Source organism: Lentzea rhizosphaerae, from assembly GCF_042649515.1.
GTDB lineage: Bacteria > Actinomycetota > Actinomycetes > Mycobacteriales > Pseudonocardiaceae > Lentzea > Lentzea aerocolonigenes.
Genome location: NZ_JBHRZI010000044.1, coordinates 113,427 through 129,153 on the forward strand (window position 1 = coordinate 113,427; position 15,727 = coordinate 129,153).

Below are 15,727 nucleotides of genomic sequence, written 5' to 3' on the forward strand. Positions count from 1 at the left end.
TTCCTTCTACGAGTCGTTGGTGACCGGCGCGAGCCACATCCCGACGAGGGCGTCGACGAGGCCGGTCGCGGCGTCGTGCCAGCTGGCACGCGGCGTGGGGGTGTTCTCGGCGAGGGCGCGCTCGCGTTCGGCGATCATGTGCACGAGCAGCTGCCGGGACATGTCGAACCGCTCGGCCCGCACGTCGTCCGGCAGGTGCCGCAGGCAGGTCTCCAGGCCCGCCAGGACCCGCACCATCGACGGCGACGACTGCGTCTCGTCGACGATGATCGGCCGCAGCGTCGGATCCGTCATGACCTGCGCGCCGAACCGGGCGAACCAGGTGGGGCTGCCCACCTCCGCCAGGTGGTCCGTGACCGGCCGCACCAGGCAGGACAGCCAGTCGCGGACGTCCGTGCTGTCACCGATCTGAGCGAGCACCTGCTGCCGGCGCTCCTCGATCTGCGCCAGGTGCTTGCGGGCGATGGCGCGCACGAGGTCGGCCTTGGTGCCGAAGTGGTAGCCGACGGCCGTGTTGTTGCCCTGCCCGGCGGCCTCGCTGACCTGCCGGTTCGAGACAGCCAGCACCCCGTGCTCGGCGAACAGGCGTTCGGCCGCGGTCAGGATCAGCTCACGCGTGGCGTGCGCCCGCTCCGCCCTCGACGGGTTGTCGTCGACCTTGTTCATCACGTCACCATCGCACCGGTAGTTCCACGAGCCCGCCGACGACGAGCCCCTCGACTCGACGCAGATCATCCACTCCGACGGCCAGGTCGAGCGACGGGAGCTTGCGGAGCAGCACCTCGAGCACCACCTGGAGCTCGGTGCGCGCCAGCGGCTGACCGAGGCACGCGTGGGCGCCGGCGCCGAACGCCAGGTGCTGGTTGGGCGTGCGGGCCAGGTCCATTTCGGACGCCCGCTCGAACGCGTCCTCGTCCCGGTTCGCCGCGGCCATGCTGCACATCGCGGTGGTACCGCGCGGCAGGACCGTGCCGCCGATCTCGACGTCCTCGGTGATGTAGCGGGCCATGCCGAGACCGGCGTTGGCGTCCATGCGCATCGACTCCTCGACGGCGGTGCGCACCAGCGCCGGGTCGGCGAGCAGCGACTCCCACCGGCTGCGGTCCTCCAGCAGCATCGCGACCATCTTCGTGATCATGTTCGCGGTCGTCTCGTGGCCCGCGACCAGCAGTCCGATACCGGTGGCGATCAGCGTGACGTCGGACATCGGCTCCGGGTCCGCGATCAGTGCGCTGAGCAGGTCGTCGCCGGGGTTCTCCCGCTTCGCCGCGATGTGCGCGGCCATGTACATCCCGAACTCCAGCTCCGCGGCCTTCATCTCCTCCGCGGAGAAGCGGGTCATGCTGAGCATCGCGTCCGACCAGTGCGAGAACCGGTCGCGGTCGGCGTCGGGCACGCCGAGCATGTCGCAGATGACCCAGACGGGCAGCGGGAAACCGAGGCTCGCCTTGAGGTCCGCGGGCGCGCCCTTGGCGACCATGTCGTCGATCAGCTGCTCGGCCATCGCCGCGATGCCGGGGCGCAGCGCGTTCATCCGCTTGGCGGTGAACCACTTGCCGATGCTGCGGCGCCACGCCAGGTGCGCCTCGCCGTGCTGGGGGATCACCGCCGACATCTCGCTGTTGAAGATGCCGCCTTCCTCGGTGTCGGTCATGCGCGCGGCGTCGTCGCCGCGGGTCGGCCTGGTGAACCGCGGGTCCGACAGGATCGTCTTGACGTCCGCGTGCCGGGTGATCAGCGCCGCCTCGTCACCGCTGGCGAGTTGCACGTGCGCCACCGGACATTTCGCGCGCAGCTCGGCCCACTCGGCGGGCGGCTCCAGCGCGGCGTCGACGGGAAACGGGAACCGGGGCAGTTCGTCTACTTCGGACATTCGGGAGTTCCTTCGTGGTGGGAGCTGTCTCTCTTCTTCCAATCTGCCGACGCAGGTGAATTAAGTCAAGCGACTGACTTAGACTGGTGACGTGCTCCTCGAAGAAACGCGTCCGGTGACGCGCCCCAACGTGGTCGTGGCCGTGCTCGCGATGGGCGGCATCGTGGTGTCGCTGATGCAGACGCTGGTCATCCCGCTGCTGCCGCGGTTTCCGCAGCTCCTGGGCTCGTCGCCGGGGGACACGACCTGGCTGATCACCGCGACGCTGCTGGCCAGCGCGGTGGCGACACCCGTGGTCGGCCGGCTCGGCGACATGTACGGCAAGCGCCGCATGCTCCTCGTCAGCCTGGTCATGCTGGTGACGGGCTCGGTGATCGCGGCGCTGAGCCACTCGCTCGTCCCGCTGATCGCCGGGCGCGTCGTGCAGGGGCTCGCGGTGGGCGTCATCCCGCTCGGCATCAGCATCATGCGCGACGAGCTGCCTGCCCAACGACTCGCGTCGGCGACCGCCCTGATGAGCGCCTCACTGGGCGTCGGCGGCGCCCTCGGCCTGCCCGCGGCGGCGTTCCTGGCCGAGCGGAGCGACTGGCACCTGCTGTTCTGGACCTCGGCCGCGGCCGGCGTGATCGTGCTGACGGCGGTCCTGATCTGCGTGCCGGAGTCGGCGGTGCGCAGCGGAGGCCGCTTCGACCTCGTGGGCGCGTTGGGTCTCTCCGTCGCGTTGGTCTGCTTGCTCTTGGGCGTGTCCAAGGCCTCGACGTGGAGCGGGGCCGCCACAGCAGGGTTGTTCGTCGGCGCGGCGGTGGCGCTGGGGTGGTGGGGCTGGTGGGAGCTGCGATCGGCCCAGCCGCTCGTCGACCTGCGCACCACGGCCCGTCGTCAGGTGCTGCTGACCAACGTCGCGTCGGCGGTGTTCGCGTTCTCGATGTTCGCCAGTCACTGGTGCTGCCGCAGATCCTCCAGCTCCCGGCGTTCACGGGCCACGGACTCGGCCAGTCGCTGCTGGTCACGGGCCTGGTGCTCGTCCCGTCCGGCCTGGTCATGATGGCGATGGCACCAGTGTCCGCGCGGATCACGACGGCCCGCGGCCCGCGCGCCACGCTGATGCTCGGCACAGTCGTGGTGGCGCTGGGCTACGGCACGGGCGTGGTCCTGATGTCCGCGGTGTGGCAGCTCGTCGTCGTGTCGGCGGTGATCGGCGCCGGCATCGGCTTGGCGTACGGCGCGATGCCCGCGCTGATCATGGCGGCTGTGCCGACGTCGGAGACCGCCGCCGCGAACAGCCTGAACACGCTGATGCGCGCGATCGGCACCTCGGTGTCCAGCGCGGTGGCGGGCGTGGTGCTGACGCAGGTGACGGTTCCGTTCAGCTTCAAGCTGATCATGGGGCTGGGTGCCGCGACCGCGCTGGTCGCGTGCGCGGTCGCGGCCTTCATCCCTAGGAGAAGAACTGCGTGAGCTCACGGGCCACGGCGTCGGGTTGCTCCTCAGCGAGCCAGTGCCCGGCGCCGTCGATCTGCACGGCCTTGAAGTCGATCGCCAGGTTCGGCAGCGCCGCCTTGAACTGCTCGAAGGACAGCACCGAAGCCAGCCCCAGCACCGGCGGCGTCAGCTTGGCGTAGGTCTTGCCGTCGGCGATGTCCTGGTGGAACGCCTGGTACCACCCGTTGCTCGCGCGGATGGCGTCCGGCGAGTTGTAGGCCCGCGCGTAGATCTGGCGCGACCGCTCGTCGATCGCGTCCGGGTTGAACGCGGTGTTCGCGAACAGCCAGTCGATCAGGTAGCGGAACCGTCCGGTCAGCAGCTGTTCGGGCAGCGTCTGGATCTGGTTGAACGCGAACCACCAGAGGCTGAACTGGCCGGGCGGCGGCAGCAGCGGGATCTGGTAGTAGCCCTCGTCGGGGTGCAGCACGTCCATGAACGCGACCTTGCGCGTGGCGGTCGGGTGGTTGGCCGCGAAGCTGAACGCGACCTGGCTGCCGATGTCGTGCCCGGCGATGCCGACCTTCTCGTACCCCAGGTGCTTCACGAGCGCGTGGATGTCGGCCGCCATCGTCTTCTTGTCGTAGCCGCCCGCCGGCTTCTCGGACCCGCCCATGCCACGCAGGTCGACCGCGATCACCCGGAACCTCGTGGCGAGCGCGGGCATGATCTGGTGGTACTCCCACCACGTCTGCGGCCAGCCCGGCAGCAGCACGAGAGGCTCGCCGCGCCCGCCCGTGACGTAGTGCAGGCGCACACCGTTGACCTGCGCGTGGTTGTGCTTGAAACCGGGCAGCTCCGCCTCGCGGTTCGTGTCGGCGGCGGCGACACCGGTGCCTGCTCCGAGTGCGACGCCCGCGCCCAGCGCGAACACACCGCGTCTGCTCAACTCTGACATTCTCAGACCCCCATCTGACGCCCGGCGCTCGCCGGGCAGGGGTGCAGCCTAGGTCGAGAAGCCCACCTCAACGAGTGAGTTGGTAGGCCACAGTTGGCCAGACGGCTCCCTTGATCTCCCGGTCCTGATCGCGTGCGGGATCACGGACGAACCCGGCGCGTTCGGCCACCTTGCGCGAGCCCGCGTTGTCGCGGTGGGTCCACAGCCGCAGCTCGGTCACGTCGTGGTTGGCGAAGATCCACGCCACGAACTCGGTGAGCGCCTTGGTGGCCAGCCCTCTTCCGCGTGCGTGCGCGGAGACCAGGTACGACACGTGGCCGATGCCGTCCTCGACGTCGACCGCCACGTTGCCGCAGCGCTCACCGGCGTCCTCGATGCAGAACGACGCCATACCCGGATTGCCTGGCAGCGCCGCGATCGCCTGGGCGACCTGTTCCTCGGTGATCGTGGGCGGGTCGCTGGTGTAGCGCTGCACCTCGGGGTCCTTCGTGACCTCGGCGTACCAGGCCGCGTCGTCGACGGTCCACTCGCGCAGCCTCACGTCAGCTCCGCCGAGTCCGTGAGCTGCAGCTTGCGCCGCGCCCGCTGGTAGAACGTCGTCATCCCCAGCCGCACCACACGGGCGGCGGCGGGGCGGGCGCGCAACGACACGCGGTCGCCCGGTGAGACGTAGCCAGCGACCATGCCGTCCACCTCGACCGCCAACCGGCCGCTGGACGGCAGGAGGTCGAGCTCCACGTCATCGCGCACGGACAGGACGACGCCCCGGCTGTAGGCCGAGTGCGGAGCGGCGGGCGTGACCAGCAGGGCCTCGACGGACGGGCTCGTGATCGGGCCGCCCGCGGAGAAGCTGTACGCGGTCGAGCCGGTCGGGGTCGCGACGATGACCGCGTCCGCGGCGTAGCTGACGAACGGCTGGCCTGCCACGCGGACGGCGACCCGTGCGCTGCCCTCGCCGGGGATGCGGACGACGGCGATGTCGTTGAACGCCGTCACCTTCTCGTCGCCGAAGATCGCGTCGACGGCCAGGCGCGGTTCGACGGTGAAGTCGTGGGCGTCGATCGCACTCAGAGCGGCAGGCAGGTCCGGGACGTCGACCTCGGCCAGGAAGCCGAGTTTGCCCAGGTTGACGCCCAGGACCGGCGCTCGTTCGCCGTCGGCCAGGCGCATGGCGCGCAGCATCGTGCCGTCGCCGCCGAGGCTCACGACCAGGTCGGCGCGTCGGCCCAGTTCCTCCGCCGAGACCGGGGTGGCCTCGCAGCGGAGTCGCTGGATCTCGTCGGAGATGCCGAGGATCTCGACACCGCGGTTCGTCGCCCAGCCGAGCACGGCCTCGACGGCGGCGGCGGAGTCTCGTTGCGGGTGCAGCACCAGGCCGGCGGCGTGCACGTCAGTTCGTCCTCTGTCGAGTCACGACGCCAGTCTGCCGAATTCCCACGGGTCGTGTGCGCTGAAGATCGTCACCTCGCTCGCGTGGTCGCGGGCCAGCGCCCTCAGCCGGTCCTGGGTGCTCACGCGCTGGTCGTGGTCGACTTCGGACCCGGTCTGCACGATGTCGAGAATCGGGTGCGGTTCGGGGTTTTCGTCCAGTTCGCGGTGGTAGTAGTAGGCGTCGCCGCAGTGCAACAACCAGCGCGAGCCGTCGTGCACGGCAACGCCGGTGTGGCCCGCTGTGTGGCCGGCCATCGGGACGAGCTTGATGTTCTCGGGCAGGCCGTCGAGCCGGATCGACGGGAAGCCGAACCACTCGCCGTCGGTGGATTCGTAGGTGCGCCACTGTGGACCGTGCGCCCAGTGCGCCGGGCGGTAGCGGCGGCTCGGTGCCTCCGCGATCGCCGCGCGCAGTTCGGCGGCCAGCACGTGGACCCTGGCGTGCGGAAAGTCCGGGAGACCGCCGCAGTGGTCGACGTCGAGGTGCGTGACGATCACGTCGCGGACGTCGGCGGGGTCGTACCCGAGCCGTTCGATCTGGCGGATCGCGGTCTCCTGCTCGTCCAGCACCGGCTGGGCCATCTCCACCCAGGCCGCGCCGAGGGTGTCGTCCGGGGTGCGGACGTCGTCGAGGCCGAGTCCTGTCTCGACGAGCACGAGTCCGCTGTCCGTGTGCACGAGCAGGCAGTGGTTCACGGCGTGTGCACTCGGCAGGCCTTCGTAGGTGGGGTCGATCTGGCGCACGGAACCGCAGTTCAGGTGGTGGATCTTCATGTGCGGAGGATGCGACTTGAATCGCGGTTCAAGTCAAGCCCTCAGCCGAACGGCCGATGTGGACGCCGCCGAACCGGCCGTTCGGCGTCAGGGGGTGGCCGCGAGGACGAGTTCGCCGTGGCCGCGCGTTCCTAGTTTGGCCACATGACCATCCTGCTCGCAGATCCGGTCGTGCGCGCCGTCCGCGTGCTCGACAACGGGGATCCGTTGGTACCACTGGACTTCGCGCCCGGCGTGCTGGTGCGCGAGTGCGTTGCGCGGCGGCTCGACGTGGCACGTGCGCTGCTTCCGTCCGGTGTGGACCTGCGCGTGATCGAGGGACACCGCAGCAGCGCCGACCAGAGCGCGATCATCGAGCGGTACACGGCGGAGCTGCGTGAGCTCCACCCCGCGGCCGACGCGGTCGAGCTGGATCGGCTCTCCAGCCGGTTCGTGGCGCCGTTGGCCGTCGCCCCGCACGTCGCCGGTGCGGCGGTCGACCTCACGCTCGTCACCACGTCCGGTGCCGAGCTGTGGATGGGTACGGCGGTCGACGCCACGCCCGAGGAGAGCGACGGCGCGTGCTTCTTCGCCGCGCCGGTGGACGCCGAGGCGCGGCGCAACCGGACGGTGCTCGCGGACGCGTTGAGCAGCGCCGGCCTGGTCAACTACCCGACCGAGTGGTGGCACTGGTCCTACGGCGACCGCTACTGGGCGTTGCTGAGCGGCGCTGACAACGCTGTCTACGGACCGGTGGAGGTGCCTGCGTGGGCGCGCTCGTGACGCGCCTGCACCAGGCGTCGGCGTCACCCTCGCTCTCCGTCGATCTCGCTGCGGTGGCGGACAACACCCGCCGGTTCGTGGCGCTGGCTCGCGGCGAGGTCATGGCCGTGGTGAAGGCGGACGGGTTCGGGCACGGTCTCGGCGACGTGGCCCGCACGGCGGTCGCCGCCGGCGCCACGTGGATCGGCGTCACGTCGCTGGCCGAGGCGGTGGCGGTGCGGGAGTCCGGTGTGGACGTTCCGGTGCTCAGCTGGCTCAATCCGGTCGACGTCGACGTCCGCCAGGCGGTGCGGTACGGGATCGACCTCAGCGTGCCGGGCCTCGAGCACCTGGCCGCGGTCGAACGGTCCGGTCCGGTGCGTGTGCACCTGCAGCTGGACACCGGGATGGCGCGTGACGGCGCCGCGCCGGAGGAGTGGCTGGCGTTGATGTCGGCCGCTCGTCGTGCGGAACTGGCCGGGAACGTCTCGGTCGTCGGAGTGATGGGACATCTGCCGTGCGCCGACACGCTTGGAGCGAATGAGCCCGGGAAGCGCGCGTTGCTGCGTGGCGTCGAGATGGCGCGCCAGGCCGGGTTGCGGCCGTCGGTGCGGCACCTGGCAGCCACGAGCGCGGCGCTGACGGACCCCGGAACACACCTGGACGTCGTCCGGATCGGGGCCGGGCTGGTGGGGATCGACCCGTCCGGGACCACCCCGCTGCGTTCGGCGTTGCGGTTCACGGCGCCGGTGGTCCAGGTGCGGCGCGTGGCCGCGGGCACCGGCGTCGGCTACGGACATGCGCACGTCACGGACCGTGCGACGACGTTGGCGCTGTTGCCCGTGGGGTACGCGGACGGGCTGTCGCGGGCGGCTTCGGGGGCGGCGGAGGTGTGGCTCGCGGGACGGCGCCGGCCGGTCGTCGGGGTGATCTCGATGGACCAGGTCGTGGTGGACGTCGGGGACGACGCCGTGGCGCCGGGGGACGAGGCCGTGGTGTTCGGGCCGGGGGAGCAGGGCGAACCGACGGTCGCGGACTGGGCCCGGTGGGCGGCGACCATCCCGCACGAGGTCGTGACCGGCATCGGCCCGCGGGTGCGGCGGTCGGTCGGATGATTGGCTCTATCACTTCAGTGTTGACCGAAATCAAACCTGAATCCGGGGTGCAGCTGTGAGGGGAATCCGCGTTGCCGTGATCGGCGGCGGACGGAACTGCGAGCACGACGTGTCCGTGGCGTCGGCGGCGTCGGTGCGGGCCGCGCTCGATCCGGCGAGGTACGAGGCCGTGGCGCTCACGATCGGCCGCGACGGCCGCTGGTACGGCCAGAACGGGCAGGTGCTGGACACCCTGGCGTCCGGCAGCCTCGCCGCCGCGCTCGACGTGCTGGCGAGCTGCGACGTGGTGTTGCCGCTGGTCCACGGGCCGTTGGGGGAGGACGGCACGCTGGCGGGGTTGTGCGAGCTGGCGGGGATTCCGTATGTGGGATCGCCGTTGCGGGCCGGTGCGCTCGCGATGGACAAGTGGGCCACCAAGCTCGTCGCCGAGGCCGTCGGGGTGCGGACGGCGCGGGGCAGGCTGGTGACCAGCGCGTCCACTGTGGACTTCACCGGCCCTGTCGTGGTGAAGCCGGTGGCGGCGGGGTCGAGCTTCGGAGTGCGGCTCGTGGAGCACGAGGGAGAGCTCGAGCCCGCCGTCCGCCAGGCGTTGGAGCTCGACGACCGGGTGCTCGTCGAGGAGGTGCTCGAAGGCCGGGAGATCGACATCGCGGTGCTCGACGACCCGGACCAGGGGCGCAGGACGGGGCCACCGCTGGAGATCCGGGTTCCCGGTCTCTTCGACACCACCGTGAAGTACGACGGCAGTGCCGAGTTCCTCATCCCGGCGCCGTTGGCGGACACCGAACTGAAGGCCCTGGAGGACGCCGCGCTCAAGGTCTACGAGGCGCTCGGGTGCCGCGGGCTGGCGCGCGTCGACTTCTTCCTCACCGACGACGGCCTGGTGCTCAACGAGGTCAACACCATGCCGGGCATGACGGCGGAGTCGCAGGTGCCCAAGATGTTCGCGGCCGCCGGACTGTCCTATCCGGACCTGCTGGACAAGCTCATCAGGGGAGCGGTGCGGTGAGGCGCATCGCCGGGCTGGACGTGCTGCGCGGCGTCGCGATTCTGCTCGTGATGCTGCGGCACGCGTTTCCCGACGTGTTCCCCGGTGCCGGTGTGGTCGGGGTCGTCGTGTTCTTCACGTTGAGCGGCTACCTGATCACCGGCGTGCTCAGCAGGGAGCTGGAGAGCAAGGGGCGCGTCGACTTCAAGCGGTTCTACCTTCGGCGGGCGCGCAGGTTGTTGCCGGCGTTGGTGGCGCTGACGGTTGTCTTCGTGGTGGTCACGCTCGTGTTCGATCCGTTGGGGGAGCGCGACGAACTGGTGCGGACGGTGGCGGTGCTGCTGACGTTCACGGGCAACCTGCCGATCGGCGGGGTGAGCCCGGCGGCGTTCCACAGCTGGACGCTCGCGACGGAGGAGCAGTTCTACCTGCTGTGGCCGGCGTTGCTGGCGTTCGCGTGGGTGCGCAACCGGACGGGCGCGGTGCTGGTCGTGACGGCACTGGGAGCGCTCGCGGCGTGCACGGCGACGCTGGTCTGGCTGTGGCCCGACGCCGACAACGCCTACGCGCTGCCGACGTCGTGGTTCGTGTGCTTCGTGATCGGCGCGGCGACGAGGCTGAAGCTGACCCGCGTCCCGCGCTGGGCGGTGCCGATCGCTTTGGCGGGCCTGGCGGTGCTGTCGGTGATCCCGCTGCGCGGCCACGTGCTGACGTACCTGGTGGCGGGTCCGGCGATCGCGGGCTGCACGGCGGTCTTGCTGCTGGCGTGGTCGAAGTGGGAGGAGGTGGCGACATCGGTCCGTCCGCTGGTGGCGCTGGGCGTGCTGTCCTACGGCGCCTACCTGTGGAACTACCCGCTGACGTTGTGGCTGCGGCCGGAGCTGGGCGCCGCCGCCGGGCCGATCGCGGCGGTCCTCACGATCGTGGCAGCGGCGCTCAGCTGGCGTTACGTGGAAGAGCCGGTCATGCGGCGAGGTAGCCGTTCACCAGCTTCAGCCAGTCCTTCTTGACCGCCCAGCCGTCCGGGGCGTTCGGGTCGAGGTAGTAGATGCCGTGCGTCAAGGCGTTGGTGCCGTTGAGCCGGTAGGTCCACCACGCCCAGCCGATCCGGTTGGTGTCGAAGGCCCCGAGCACCTCGCGGGCCTTCGCCTTGGCGTCGGTGTCGCCGCTCTCGATGCCGACCTGGTTGATCCACACCGGGACAGCGTGCCTGGCGCGGAAGCCGGTGATCTGGCCGATCCGGTTGAGCGCGTTCTCGAAGATGAAGTAGTTGCAGGTGTAGATGACCTTCGGGTCGACGGTCGTGAAGGCTCCGTCGAGACGGCTGCAGCTGTAGTTGTCGTTGGACCCCACCACGACCGGCGTCCTGCGGTCGACCACGCGGACCGCCGCGATCATCTCGTCGTAGAACGCCTTCACCTCGCCGTCGCCCTGCCCGATCGGCTTCGGTTCGGGCAGGATCTCGAACGCGCCCATGTGCGGCTTGGTCTTGTAGCGCCGCACGAGGAACTGCCAGACCTCCTTGAACTGCTGCTTCATCACGGGGTTGGTCCAGAAGTTGTCAGGCCGCCCGCCCGCGCCCTGCCCGTGGTTCGAGTCGACGAACAGCGTGATCCACATGCCAGAGGAGCTCGCCTGGTCGATCATCTGGTCGAGCACGGCCAGGTGTCCTGGCTTGATGTGGCTGGGATTGCCCGGATCGGGGTCGCGGCTGTCGACGTCGTCCTTCCAGACTCCCCACCACCGCAACGGGATCCGGACCGAGTTGACGCCCGCGGCGACGTGGTCTGCGGCGTCCTGCGGCCCGACCGTGCCCCAGTGCCCCCAGTTGTAGCCCCGCAGCACGATCGGGTTCCCGGACGGGTCGATCACCTCGGCGCCGGACACCGAGAGACGCCCCGGCGCGGCGGTTGCCGACGCCGGGACGCTGCCTAACAACAGCGCGACTGCTGTCGTCACACCGAAAACCACGTGTCTCAGCTTCACGGAAGCCCCCTCGCAAGATCGGAAGAACGTTCGGGGCGATACGGTGCCGGACCCGGAACCGGGCGTGGTTCGGGAAATGTTCGAGGAACATCAAGATCGCGGACTAGCCTCGGAGGCGTGCTGGACATCGCCGAAGTCGCGGAGAAGTCAGGGCTCGCACCGTCGGCTCTGCGGTTCTACGAGAAGAAGGGCCTGCTGACGTCGAGCGGCCGCAACGGGCTGCGCCGCACGTACGAACCCGAGGTGCTGCAACGGCTGACACTGATCAACTGCGCCCGCCGCGCCGGTTTCTCGGTGGCGGAGATCAGGCGGTTCCTGGTGGCGAAAGCCGGAGACGCCGCGTTGGAGGCGACCATCGCCGAGAAGGTCGCGGTGCTCGGCGAGGACATCGCTCGTCTCCAGCGGATGCGTGAGAGTCTCGAACACGCGTCCACGTGCACGCACGAGCCGTTGGTCGAGTGTCCTGACTTCAAGAGGATGCTCGCGCCGTAGGAGGTGACCGGTGACCGATGACGAGCTGATCGTCGAGTTCGCGTTGACCCGCCTCGACAATCCGGGCCTCGACCTGGAGGAGGTCGCCGCGCTCGTGGTCCGCCGGGTGGGGCCGGAGCGCATGCTCGAGTTCGCCGGGCTGACGCTCGCGCACCGCGACGAACTGAGAGGCGCGGTGTTCCCCGCCGCCGTCGAGCACGTGCTGCGGGTGGTCCTGACGCTGCGGGGGCCGCGGGACTGACCACTTCGGGTCGAAGGACGGGCTCAGGCAGGCGTGCGACGAGTACGCGCTGGAAGGCTTGGACTCCGAGGCCGATCTCGCCGAAGTCCTGCAGGCCGCCACGCCCGTGCGCCGCTACCTGGCACGTTCGCTGCTCGACGGCACGGAGAGCGCGTCGGCGTTGTTCGACTCGATCGTCGCGCGCACCGAGTCGTGGCTGGTGAAGGGTGAGGCGGAGGGATGGGTCCGGCCTGGCTCGGACGCGCGCGCTCGCGCCGTGACGTACGTGGCCTGGCTGTTGGCGCCGTTGGTGCTCAGTGGACACGTCAGCCGGCACCTCGGTGGTGATCCGGCGGAGACCTCCGTGGCTGTGCGGGGTGCGGTGGCCGGGCTGGAGATGCTGACGCACGGGCTGTTCGCCGACGACAGGTTCCTGTCCGCTTTCAAGGGGGTCGGGGATGGTTGAGTCCGTGGCTCGTGCGTTCCGGATGGACGACGAGGCGTGGCGGCGGCACGCGAACCCGTGGAGCGTGTGGACCCGGTTCGCGGCGATCCCGGCGATGCTGCGCGCGATCTGGAGCCGGACGTGGATCGGCGCGTGGTGCCTGGTGCCGATCTTCGCCGTGGTCGTGTGGCTCTGGCTGAACGTGAAGGTGTTCCCGCCGGTTTCGGCGCCGCGCAGCTGGACGGAGCGCGGGATCTACGGCGAGCGCGCCTGGCTGGAGAAGCGGACGGCGGTACCTCCTGACCACCGCGCGGTGCTGCGGCTGCTCGTGGCCGCTGGATCGGTGGGGTTCGCGCTGGTCATCTGGGGTCTGGTGGCGCTCCAGGTGTGGCCGACGGTGTTCGGGGCGACGCTGATCGTGGGCGCGCAGCTGTGGCGCATTGACCGGTTCGGGTGGCTCTGGGAGCGCGTGAACGGGGCTTGAGCAGCGCTCGATCGCGGCTGCACGAAATTGTCGGTGCTCCCCGGTAACGTCCCCTCCATGAGTGCAGCTGGGGACCGGATTCAGGAGCTCGCCGCGCGGATCGTCGAGCTGCGTGACGCGTACTACCAGGGCGAGCCGCTGGTGGCGGACGCCGAGTACGACGTGATCGAGGACGAGTTCCGTGCGTTGGTCGGGCAGCACCCGGAGCTGGCTCCGGAGGACAACCCTCTGGACCACGTGGGCGCGCCGTCGGTGCTGCACGCGCCGGTGCGGCATTCACGGCCGATGCTGTCGCTGGAGAAGGCGAACAAGCCCGAGCAGGTCGAGTCGTTCTTCTCCCGGTTCCCCGGCCAGCCGGTCGTGGTGATGCCGAAGCTGGACGGACTGTCGCTCGCGCTGGTGTACGAGAACGGCCGGTTGGCTCGCGCGGTCACCCGCGGCGACGGCACGACGGGCGACGACGTCACGTTCCTCACGCGCGCGTTGTGCGACGGCGTGCCGGACAAGGTCGACGCGCCCGGCCGGGTCGAGGTGCGCGGCGAGTGCGTGATGCTGCGCTCGACGTTCGACGCGTACAACAAGAAGAACCCGGACAAACCGCTGATCAACCCGCGCAACGCCGCCGCGGGCACGTTGCGCGCGAAGGACCCGAAGGCGGTCGAGGGCCGGCGCATGCAGTTCTTCGCGTTCGACCTGACGACGGATCCCGAGACCGCCGACGCCGACCTGGACGCCGGCCTGCGCAAGCTCGGTTTCAGCGTGGCGGACATGAAGCACTGCTCCTCCGCGGCGGAGGCCCAGGAGCTCATCGGCGCCATCGAGCAGGCGCGCAACAGCCTCGACTACGACCTCGACGGCGCCGTGCTGCGCCTGGCCAACCGCGACGCGTTCGCCGCCGCGGGCACCCGTTCGAGCTCCCCGCGCGGCGCCATCGCGTACAAGTTCGCCGCCGAGGAGAAGACGACGGTGCTGATGGACGTCGTCTGGGACGTGGGCAAGACCGGCAAGATCGCTCCCGTGGCGTGGCTGGAGCCGGTGTTCGTCGGCGGCACCACGGTGACCCGAGCGACTCTGGCCAACCAGGAGGTCATCCGCTCGCGCGGCATCAAGATCGGCGACACGGTCCTGGTCCGCCGCGCGGGCGACGTGATCCCGTTCGTCGCGGGCGTGCTCGACGAGTCCAAGCGCACGGGAGCCGAGCGCGAGATCGTGCCGCCGTCGGAGTGCCCGTCGTGCGCGCAGCCGCTCACCGAGCAGGGCAACAGCCGCGAGCTGTTCTGCACGAACGCGGTCTGCCCCGCCCAGACCGTGCGCCGCCTGATCCACTGGTCCTCGCGCGCGGCCGCCGACATCGACGCCATCGGCCAGGTCTGGATCGAACGTCTGGCCGAGACCGGCGACCTGGTGAACCCGTCGGACTTCTACACGCTCACCAAGGAACGCCTGCTGGAGTTCGACCGCGTGGGCGAGGTCTCCGCCACCCGCATGATCGAGTCCATCGAGCGCAGCCGCTCCGTGGGCCTGCGCCGCGCCCTCATCGGCCTGTCCATCCCGATGGCCTCCGAGGGCACCGCCGCCCGCCTGTGCCGCGCGGGCTTCGGCTCGCTCGAAGAGGTGGCCGACGCGGGCGTGGAGAAGCTCGTGGCCGTGGAGGACATCGGCCAGAAGGTGGCCGAGTCCCTGAACCAGCACCTGGCCCGCCTGCGCCCGGAGATCGAACGGCTCCGCGAACGCGGCGTCTCCCTCGACGTCCGCGAGGAGGACCTGCCACCCGTCGTGGTCGCCGGCGCACCCCTGGAGGGCAAGTCGGTCGTCATCACGGGCTCGATCAGCGACCCGCGCTCCGGCGAGAAGGTCACCCGCCCGACGTTCCAGAAGATGTGCGAACGCGCCGGCGCAACGGCCGCGTCGTCGGTGTCCTCGACCACGGACATGCTGATCACCGGCGAGGGCGTCGGCGCGAGCAAGCTGACGAAGGCGGAGAAGCTCGGCGTCGAGGTGGTCGACCAGGGTGAGATCTGGAAGAAGCTGATCGCCGCCGGGGTCGCCTGAGGAGTGGGAAGCCCCCACGCTGACCGGGGGAGAACGGCAGCCTGGGGGCGGGTTTTGGTGGTCGGTGCGGCGGTCGCCTCTCGGCGGGTGGCTCGACGCGGCTCCAGCCGGACGGTGTTCCGCGAAGGCTTGTGTGTTGGGGCCCGGGGACTCGTTCCGCACCGACCATGGTGTTCAACGGTGCAGGGATCCGTTGTGTTTCCAGGTGTTCTGTGTGCTCGCTCACCCGTGTGATGCAGGAAACCTTGGCTGTGCAAGGGAAGTGGGTTGCCCTCAAGCCGTCTGGGGGTAGGCGGCTTGAGGGCGGCGTGCCGCCAGGTCGTTGAGGGGGTGTGACGGCCTGGGGGCGGGTTTTTGGTGGTCGGTGCGGCGGTCGCCTCTCGGCGAGTGGCTCGACGCGGTACCAGCCGGACGGTCTTCCGCGAAGGCAGTTGTGTTGGGGCCCGGGGACTCGTTCCGCACCGACCATCTCGTTCAACGGCGCGGGGTTCTGTTGTGTTTCCAAGTGATCTGTGTGGTCGATCACCTGCGTGAAGCGAAAACCACGGCGGTGCAAGGAGAACAACCCGAGCGATCGGAGGAAGGGGGCCCGCAGGCCGTCCGTCGGGGGAGTGACGGCCTGCGGGGCTGGGAAGCCCTCGGGCTGCCTGTGGGAGGCCGGCAGCCCGAGGGCGAGTCGGTGGTGCGTAAAGGTGTTCGTGATGCAGGGGCAAGTGGTTCGGGGGTGTTTCAGGACGCCCTCAGGC

Annotated in this window: 18 protein-coding genes; 11 read left to right on the forward strand and 7 right to left on the reverse strand. The window is 70.1% G+C overall.

The window, feature by feature from the left end; all coding sequences use genetic code 11:
- Window positions 1-6: 6 nt before the first annotated feature.
- Window positions 7-666, reverse strand: a complete 660-nt coding sequence (locus ACFOWZ_RS41225) for a TetR/AcrR family transcriptional regulator (RefSeq protein WP_382379424.1) — start codon at window positions 664-666, stop codon at window positions 7-9.
- A 4-nt stretch (window positions 667-670) separates the two neighbouring features.
- Window positions 671-1,873 carry a cytochrome P450 gene (locus ACFOWZ_RS41230; protein ID WP_382379425.1) on the reverse strand — a complete coding sequence of 401 codons (1,203 nt, stop codon included), beginning with the start codon at window positions 1,871-1,873 and terminating at the stop codon, window positions 671-673.
- 91 nt (window positions 1,874-1,964) lie between these two features.
- On the opposite strand from ACFOWZ_RS41230, the gene ACFOWZ_RS41235 reads away from it, so the two are divergent.
- Together ACFOWZ_RS41235 and ACFOWZ_RS41240 are read left to right on the forward strand one after the other, a co-directional pair.
- The gene (locus ACFOWZ_RS41235; RefSeq protein WP_382379426.1) at window positions 1,965-2,918 is read left to right on the forward strand and encodes an MFS transporter; all 954 of its coding nucleotides are present in this window, start codon (window positions 1,965-1,967) and stop codon (window positions 2,916-2,918) included.
- Complete coding sequence (locus ACFOWZ_RS41240; protein WP_382379469.1) at window positions 2,891-3,331, forward strand: MFS transporter; 441 nt, start codon at window positions 2,891-2,893, stop codon at window positions 3,329-3,331. Before ACFOWZ_RS41235 ends, ACFOWZ_RS41240 begins: the two co-directional genes overlap by 28 nt.
- On the opposite strand, the gene ACFOWZ_RS41245 is transcribed toward ACFOWZ_RS41240, so the two are convergent.
- From ACFOWZ_RS41245 to ACFOWZ_RS41260, 4 genes are all read right to left on the reverse strand, one after another.
- Window positions 3,312-4,253: an alpha/beta fold hydrolase gene (locus tag ACFOWZ_RS41245; protein ID WP_382379428.1), complete on the reverse strand. Its 942-nt coding sequence runs from the start codon at window positions 4,251-4,253 to the stop codon at window positions 3,312-3,314. The genes ACFOWZ_RS41240 and ACFOWZ_RS41245 overlap by 20 nt on opposite strands.
- A gap of 67 nt (window positions 4,254-4,320) precedes the next feature.
- Window positions 4,321-4,794: a GNAT family N-acetyltransferase gene (locus ACFOWZ_RS41250; RefSeq protein WP_382379429.1), complete on the reverse strand. Its 474-nt coding sequence runs from the start codon at window positions 4,792-4,794 to the stop codon at window positions 4,321-4,323.
- A complete protein-coding gene (locus ACFOWZ_RS41255; RefSeq protein ID WP_382379430.1) occupies window positions 4,791-5,642 on the reverse strand; it encodes an NAD(+)/NADH kinase in 852 nt (283 codons plus the stop codon). Before ACFOWZ_RS41255 ends, ACFOWZ_RS41250 begins: the two co-directional genes overlap by 4 nt.
- Window positions 5,643-5,663: 21 nt before the next feature.
- Window positions 5,664-6,458 carry an MBL fold metallo-hydrolase gene (locus ACFOWZ_RS41260; protein WP_382379431.1) on the reverse strand — a complete coding sequence of 265 codons (795 nt, stop codon included), beginning with the start codon at window positions 6,456-6,458 and terminating at the stop codon, window positions 5,664-5,666.
- A 144-nt stretch (window positions 6,459-6,602) separates the two neighbouring features.
- On the opposite strand from ACFOWZ_RS41260, the gene ACFOWZ_RS41265 reads away from it, so the two are divergent.
- Genes ACFOWZ_RS41265 through ACFOWZ_RS41280 form a run of 4 tightly spaced genes read left to right on the forward strand, consistent with a single transcriptional unit; the run spans window position 6,603 to window position 10,312 of the window.
- On the forward strand, window positions 6,603-7,220 hold the full coding sequence (locus ACFOWZ_RS41265) for a M15 family metallopeptidase (RefSeq protein WP_382379432.1): 618 nt from the start codon (window positions 6,603-6,605) through the stop codon (window positions 7,218-7,220).
- Window positions 7,205-8,314 (forward strand): alanine racemase, encoded by a 1,110-nt coding sequence (gene alr / locus ACFOWZ_RS41270; RefSeq protein WP_382379433.1) that lies wholly within the window; start codon window positions 7,205-7,207, stop codon window positions 8,312-8,314. Before ACFOWZ_RS41265 ends, alr begins: the two co-directional genes overlap by 16 nt.
- Before the next feature lie 55 nt (window positions 8,315-8,369).
- Window positions 8,370-9,323 carry a D-alanine--D-alanine ligase family protein gene (locus tag ACFOWZ_RS41275; RefSeq protein WP_382379434.1) on the forward strand — a complete coding sequence of 318 codons (954 nt, stop codon included), beginning with the start codon at window positions 8,370-8,372 and terminating at the stop codon, window positions 9,321-9,323.
- Window positions 9,320-10,312: an acyltransferase family protein gene (locus ACFOWZ_RS41280; protein WP_382379435.1), complete on the forward strand. Its 993-nt coding sequence runs from the start codon at window positions 9,320-9,322 to the stop codon at window positions 10,310-10,312. Before ACFOWZ_RS41275 ends, ACFOWZ_RS41280 begins: the two co-directional genes overlap by 4 nt.
- Here the strand turns inward: ACFOWZ_RS41280 and ACFOWZ_RS41285 are convergent.
- Window positions 10,266-11,261 carry a glycoside hydrolase family 5 protein gene (locus ACFOWZ_RS41285; protein WP_382379436.1) on the reverse strand — a complete coding sequence of 332 codons (996 nt, stop codon included), beginning with the start codon at window positions 11,259-11,261 and terminating at the stop codon, window positions 10,266-10,268. The two genes, ACFOWZ_RS41280 and ACFOWZ_RS41285, sit on opposite strands and share 47 nt — an antisense overlap.
- Before the next feature lie 144 nt (window positions 11,262-11,405).
- Here ACFOWZ_RS41285 and ACFOWZ_RS41290 point away from each other — a divergent pair, with 144 nt between their 5' ends.
- The 5 genes from ACFOWZ_RS41290 to ligA are packed head-to-tail and all read left to right on the forward strand — an operon-like array spanning window position 11,406 to window position 14,981.
- The gene (locus tag ACFOWZ_RS41290) at window positions 11,406-11,780 is read left to right on the forward strand and encodes a MerR family transcriptional regulator (protein WP_382379437.1); all 375 of its coding nucleotides are present in this window, start codon (window positions 11,406-11,408) and stop codon (window positions 11,778-11,780) included.
- Between the two features lie 10 nt (window positions 11,781-11,790).
- On the forward strand, window positions 11,791-12,021 hold the full coding sequence (locus ACFOWZ_RS41295; RefSeq protein ID WP_382379438.1) for a hypothetical protein: 231 nt from the start codon (window positions 11,791-11,793) through the stop codon (window positions 12,019-12,021).
- 58 nt (window positions 12,022-12,079) lie between these two features.
- On the forward strand, window positions 12,080-12,466 hold the full coding sequence (locus ACFOWZ_RS41300) for a hypothetical protein (protein ID WP_382379439.1): 387 nt from the start codon (window positions 12,080-12,082) through the stop codon (window positions 12,464-12,466).
- The gene (locus tag ACFOWZ_RS41305; protein WP_382379440.1) at window positions 12,459-12,929 is read left to right on the forward strand and encodes a DUF6653 family protein; all 471 of its coding nucleotides are present in this window, start codon (window positions 12,459-12,461) and stop codon (window positions 12,927-12,929) included. Before ACFOWZ_RS41300 ends, ACFOWZ_RS41305 begins: the two co-directional genes overlap by 8 nt.
- A gap of 57 nt (window positions 12,930-12,986) precedes the next feature.
- Entirely contained in the window at window positions 12,987-14,981 is a 1,995-nt protein-coding gene (gene ligA / locus ACFOWZ_RS41310) for an NAD-dependent DNA ligase LigA (RefSeq protein WP_382379441.1), read from the forward strand.
- Window positions 14,982-15,727: the final 746 nt, after the last annotated feature.

Bases quoted from the DNA above. Each gene is read 5' to 3' on its own strand.
- ACFOWZ_RS41225 (WP_382379424.1), bottom strand. From the start codon at position 666: ATGAACAAGGTCGACGACAACCCGTCGAGGGCGGAGCGGGCGCACGCC.
- ACFOWZ_RS41230 (WP_382379425.1), bottom strand. From the start codon at position 1,873: ATGTCCGAAGTAGACGAACTGCCCCGGTTCCCGTTTCCCGTCGACGCC.
- ACFOWZ_RS41245 (WP_382379428.1), bottom strand. From the start codon at position 4,253: ATGTCAGAGTTGAGCAGACGCGGTGTGTTCGCGCTGGGCGCGGGCGTC.
- ACFOWZ_RS41260 (WP_382379431.1), bottom strand. From the start codon at position 6,458: ATGAAGATCCACCACCTGAACTGCGGTTCCGTGCGCCAGATCGACCCC.
- ACFOWZ_RS41265 (WP_382379432.1), top strand. From the start codon at position 6,603: ATGACCATCCTGCTCGCAGATCCGGTCGTGCGCGCCGTCCGCGTGCTC.
- ACFOWZ_RS41305 (WP_382379440.1), top strand. From the start codon at position 12,459: ATGGTTGAGTCCGTGGCTCGTGCGTTCCGGATGGACGACGAGGCGTGG.
- ligA (WP_382379441.1), top strand. From the start codon at position 12,987: ATGAGTGCAGCTGGGGACCGGATTCAGGAGCTCGCCGCGCGGATCGTC.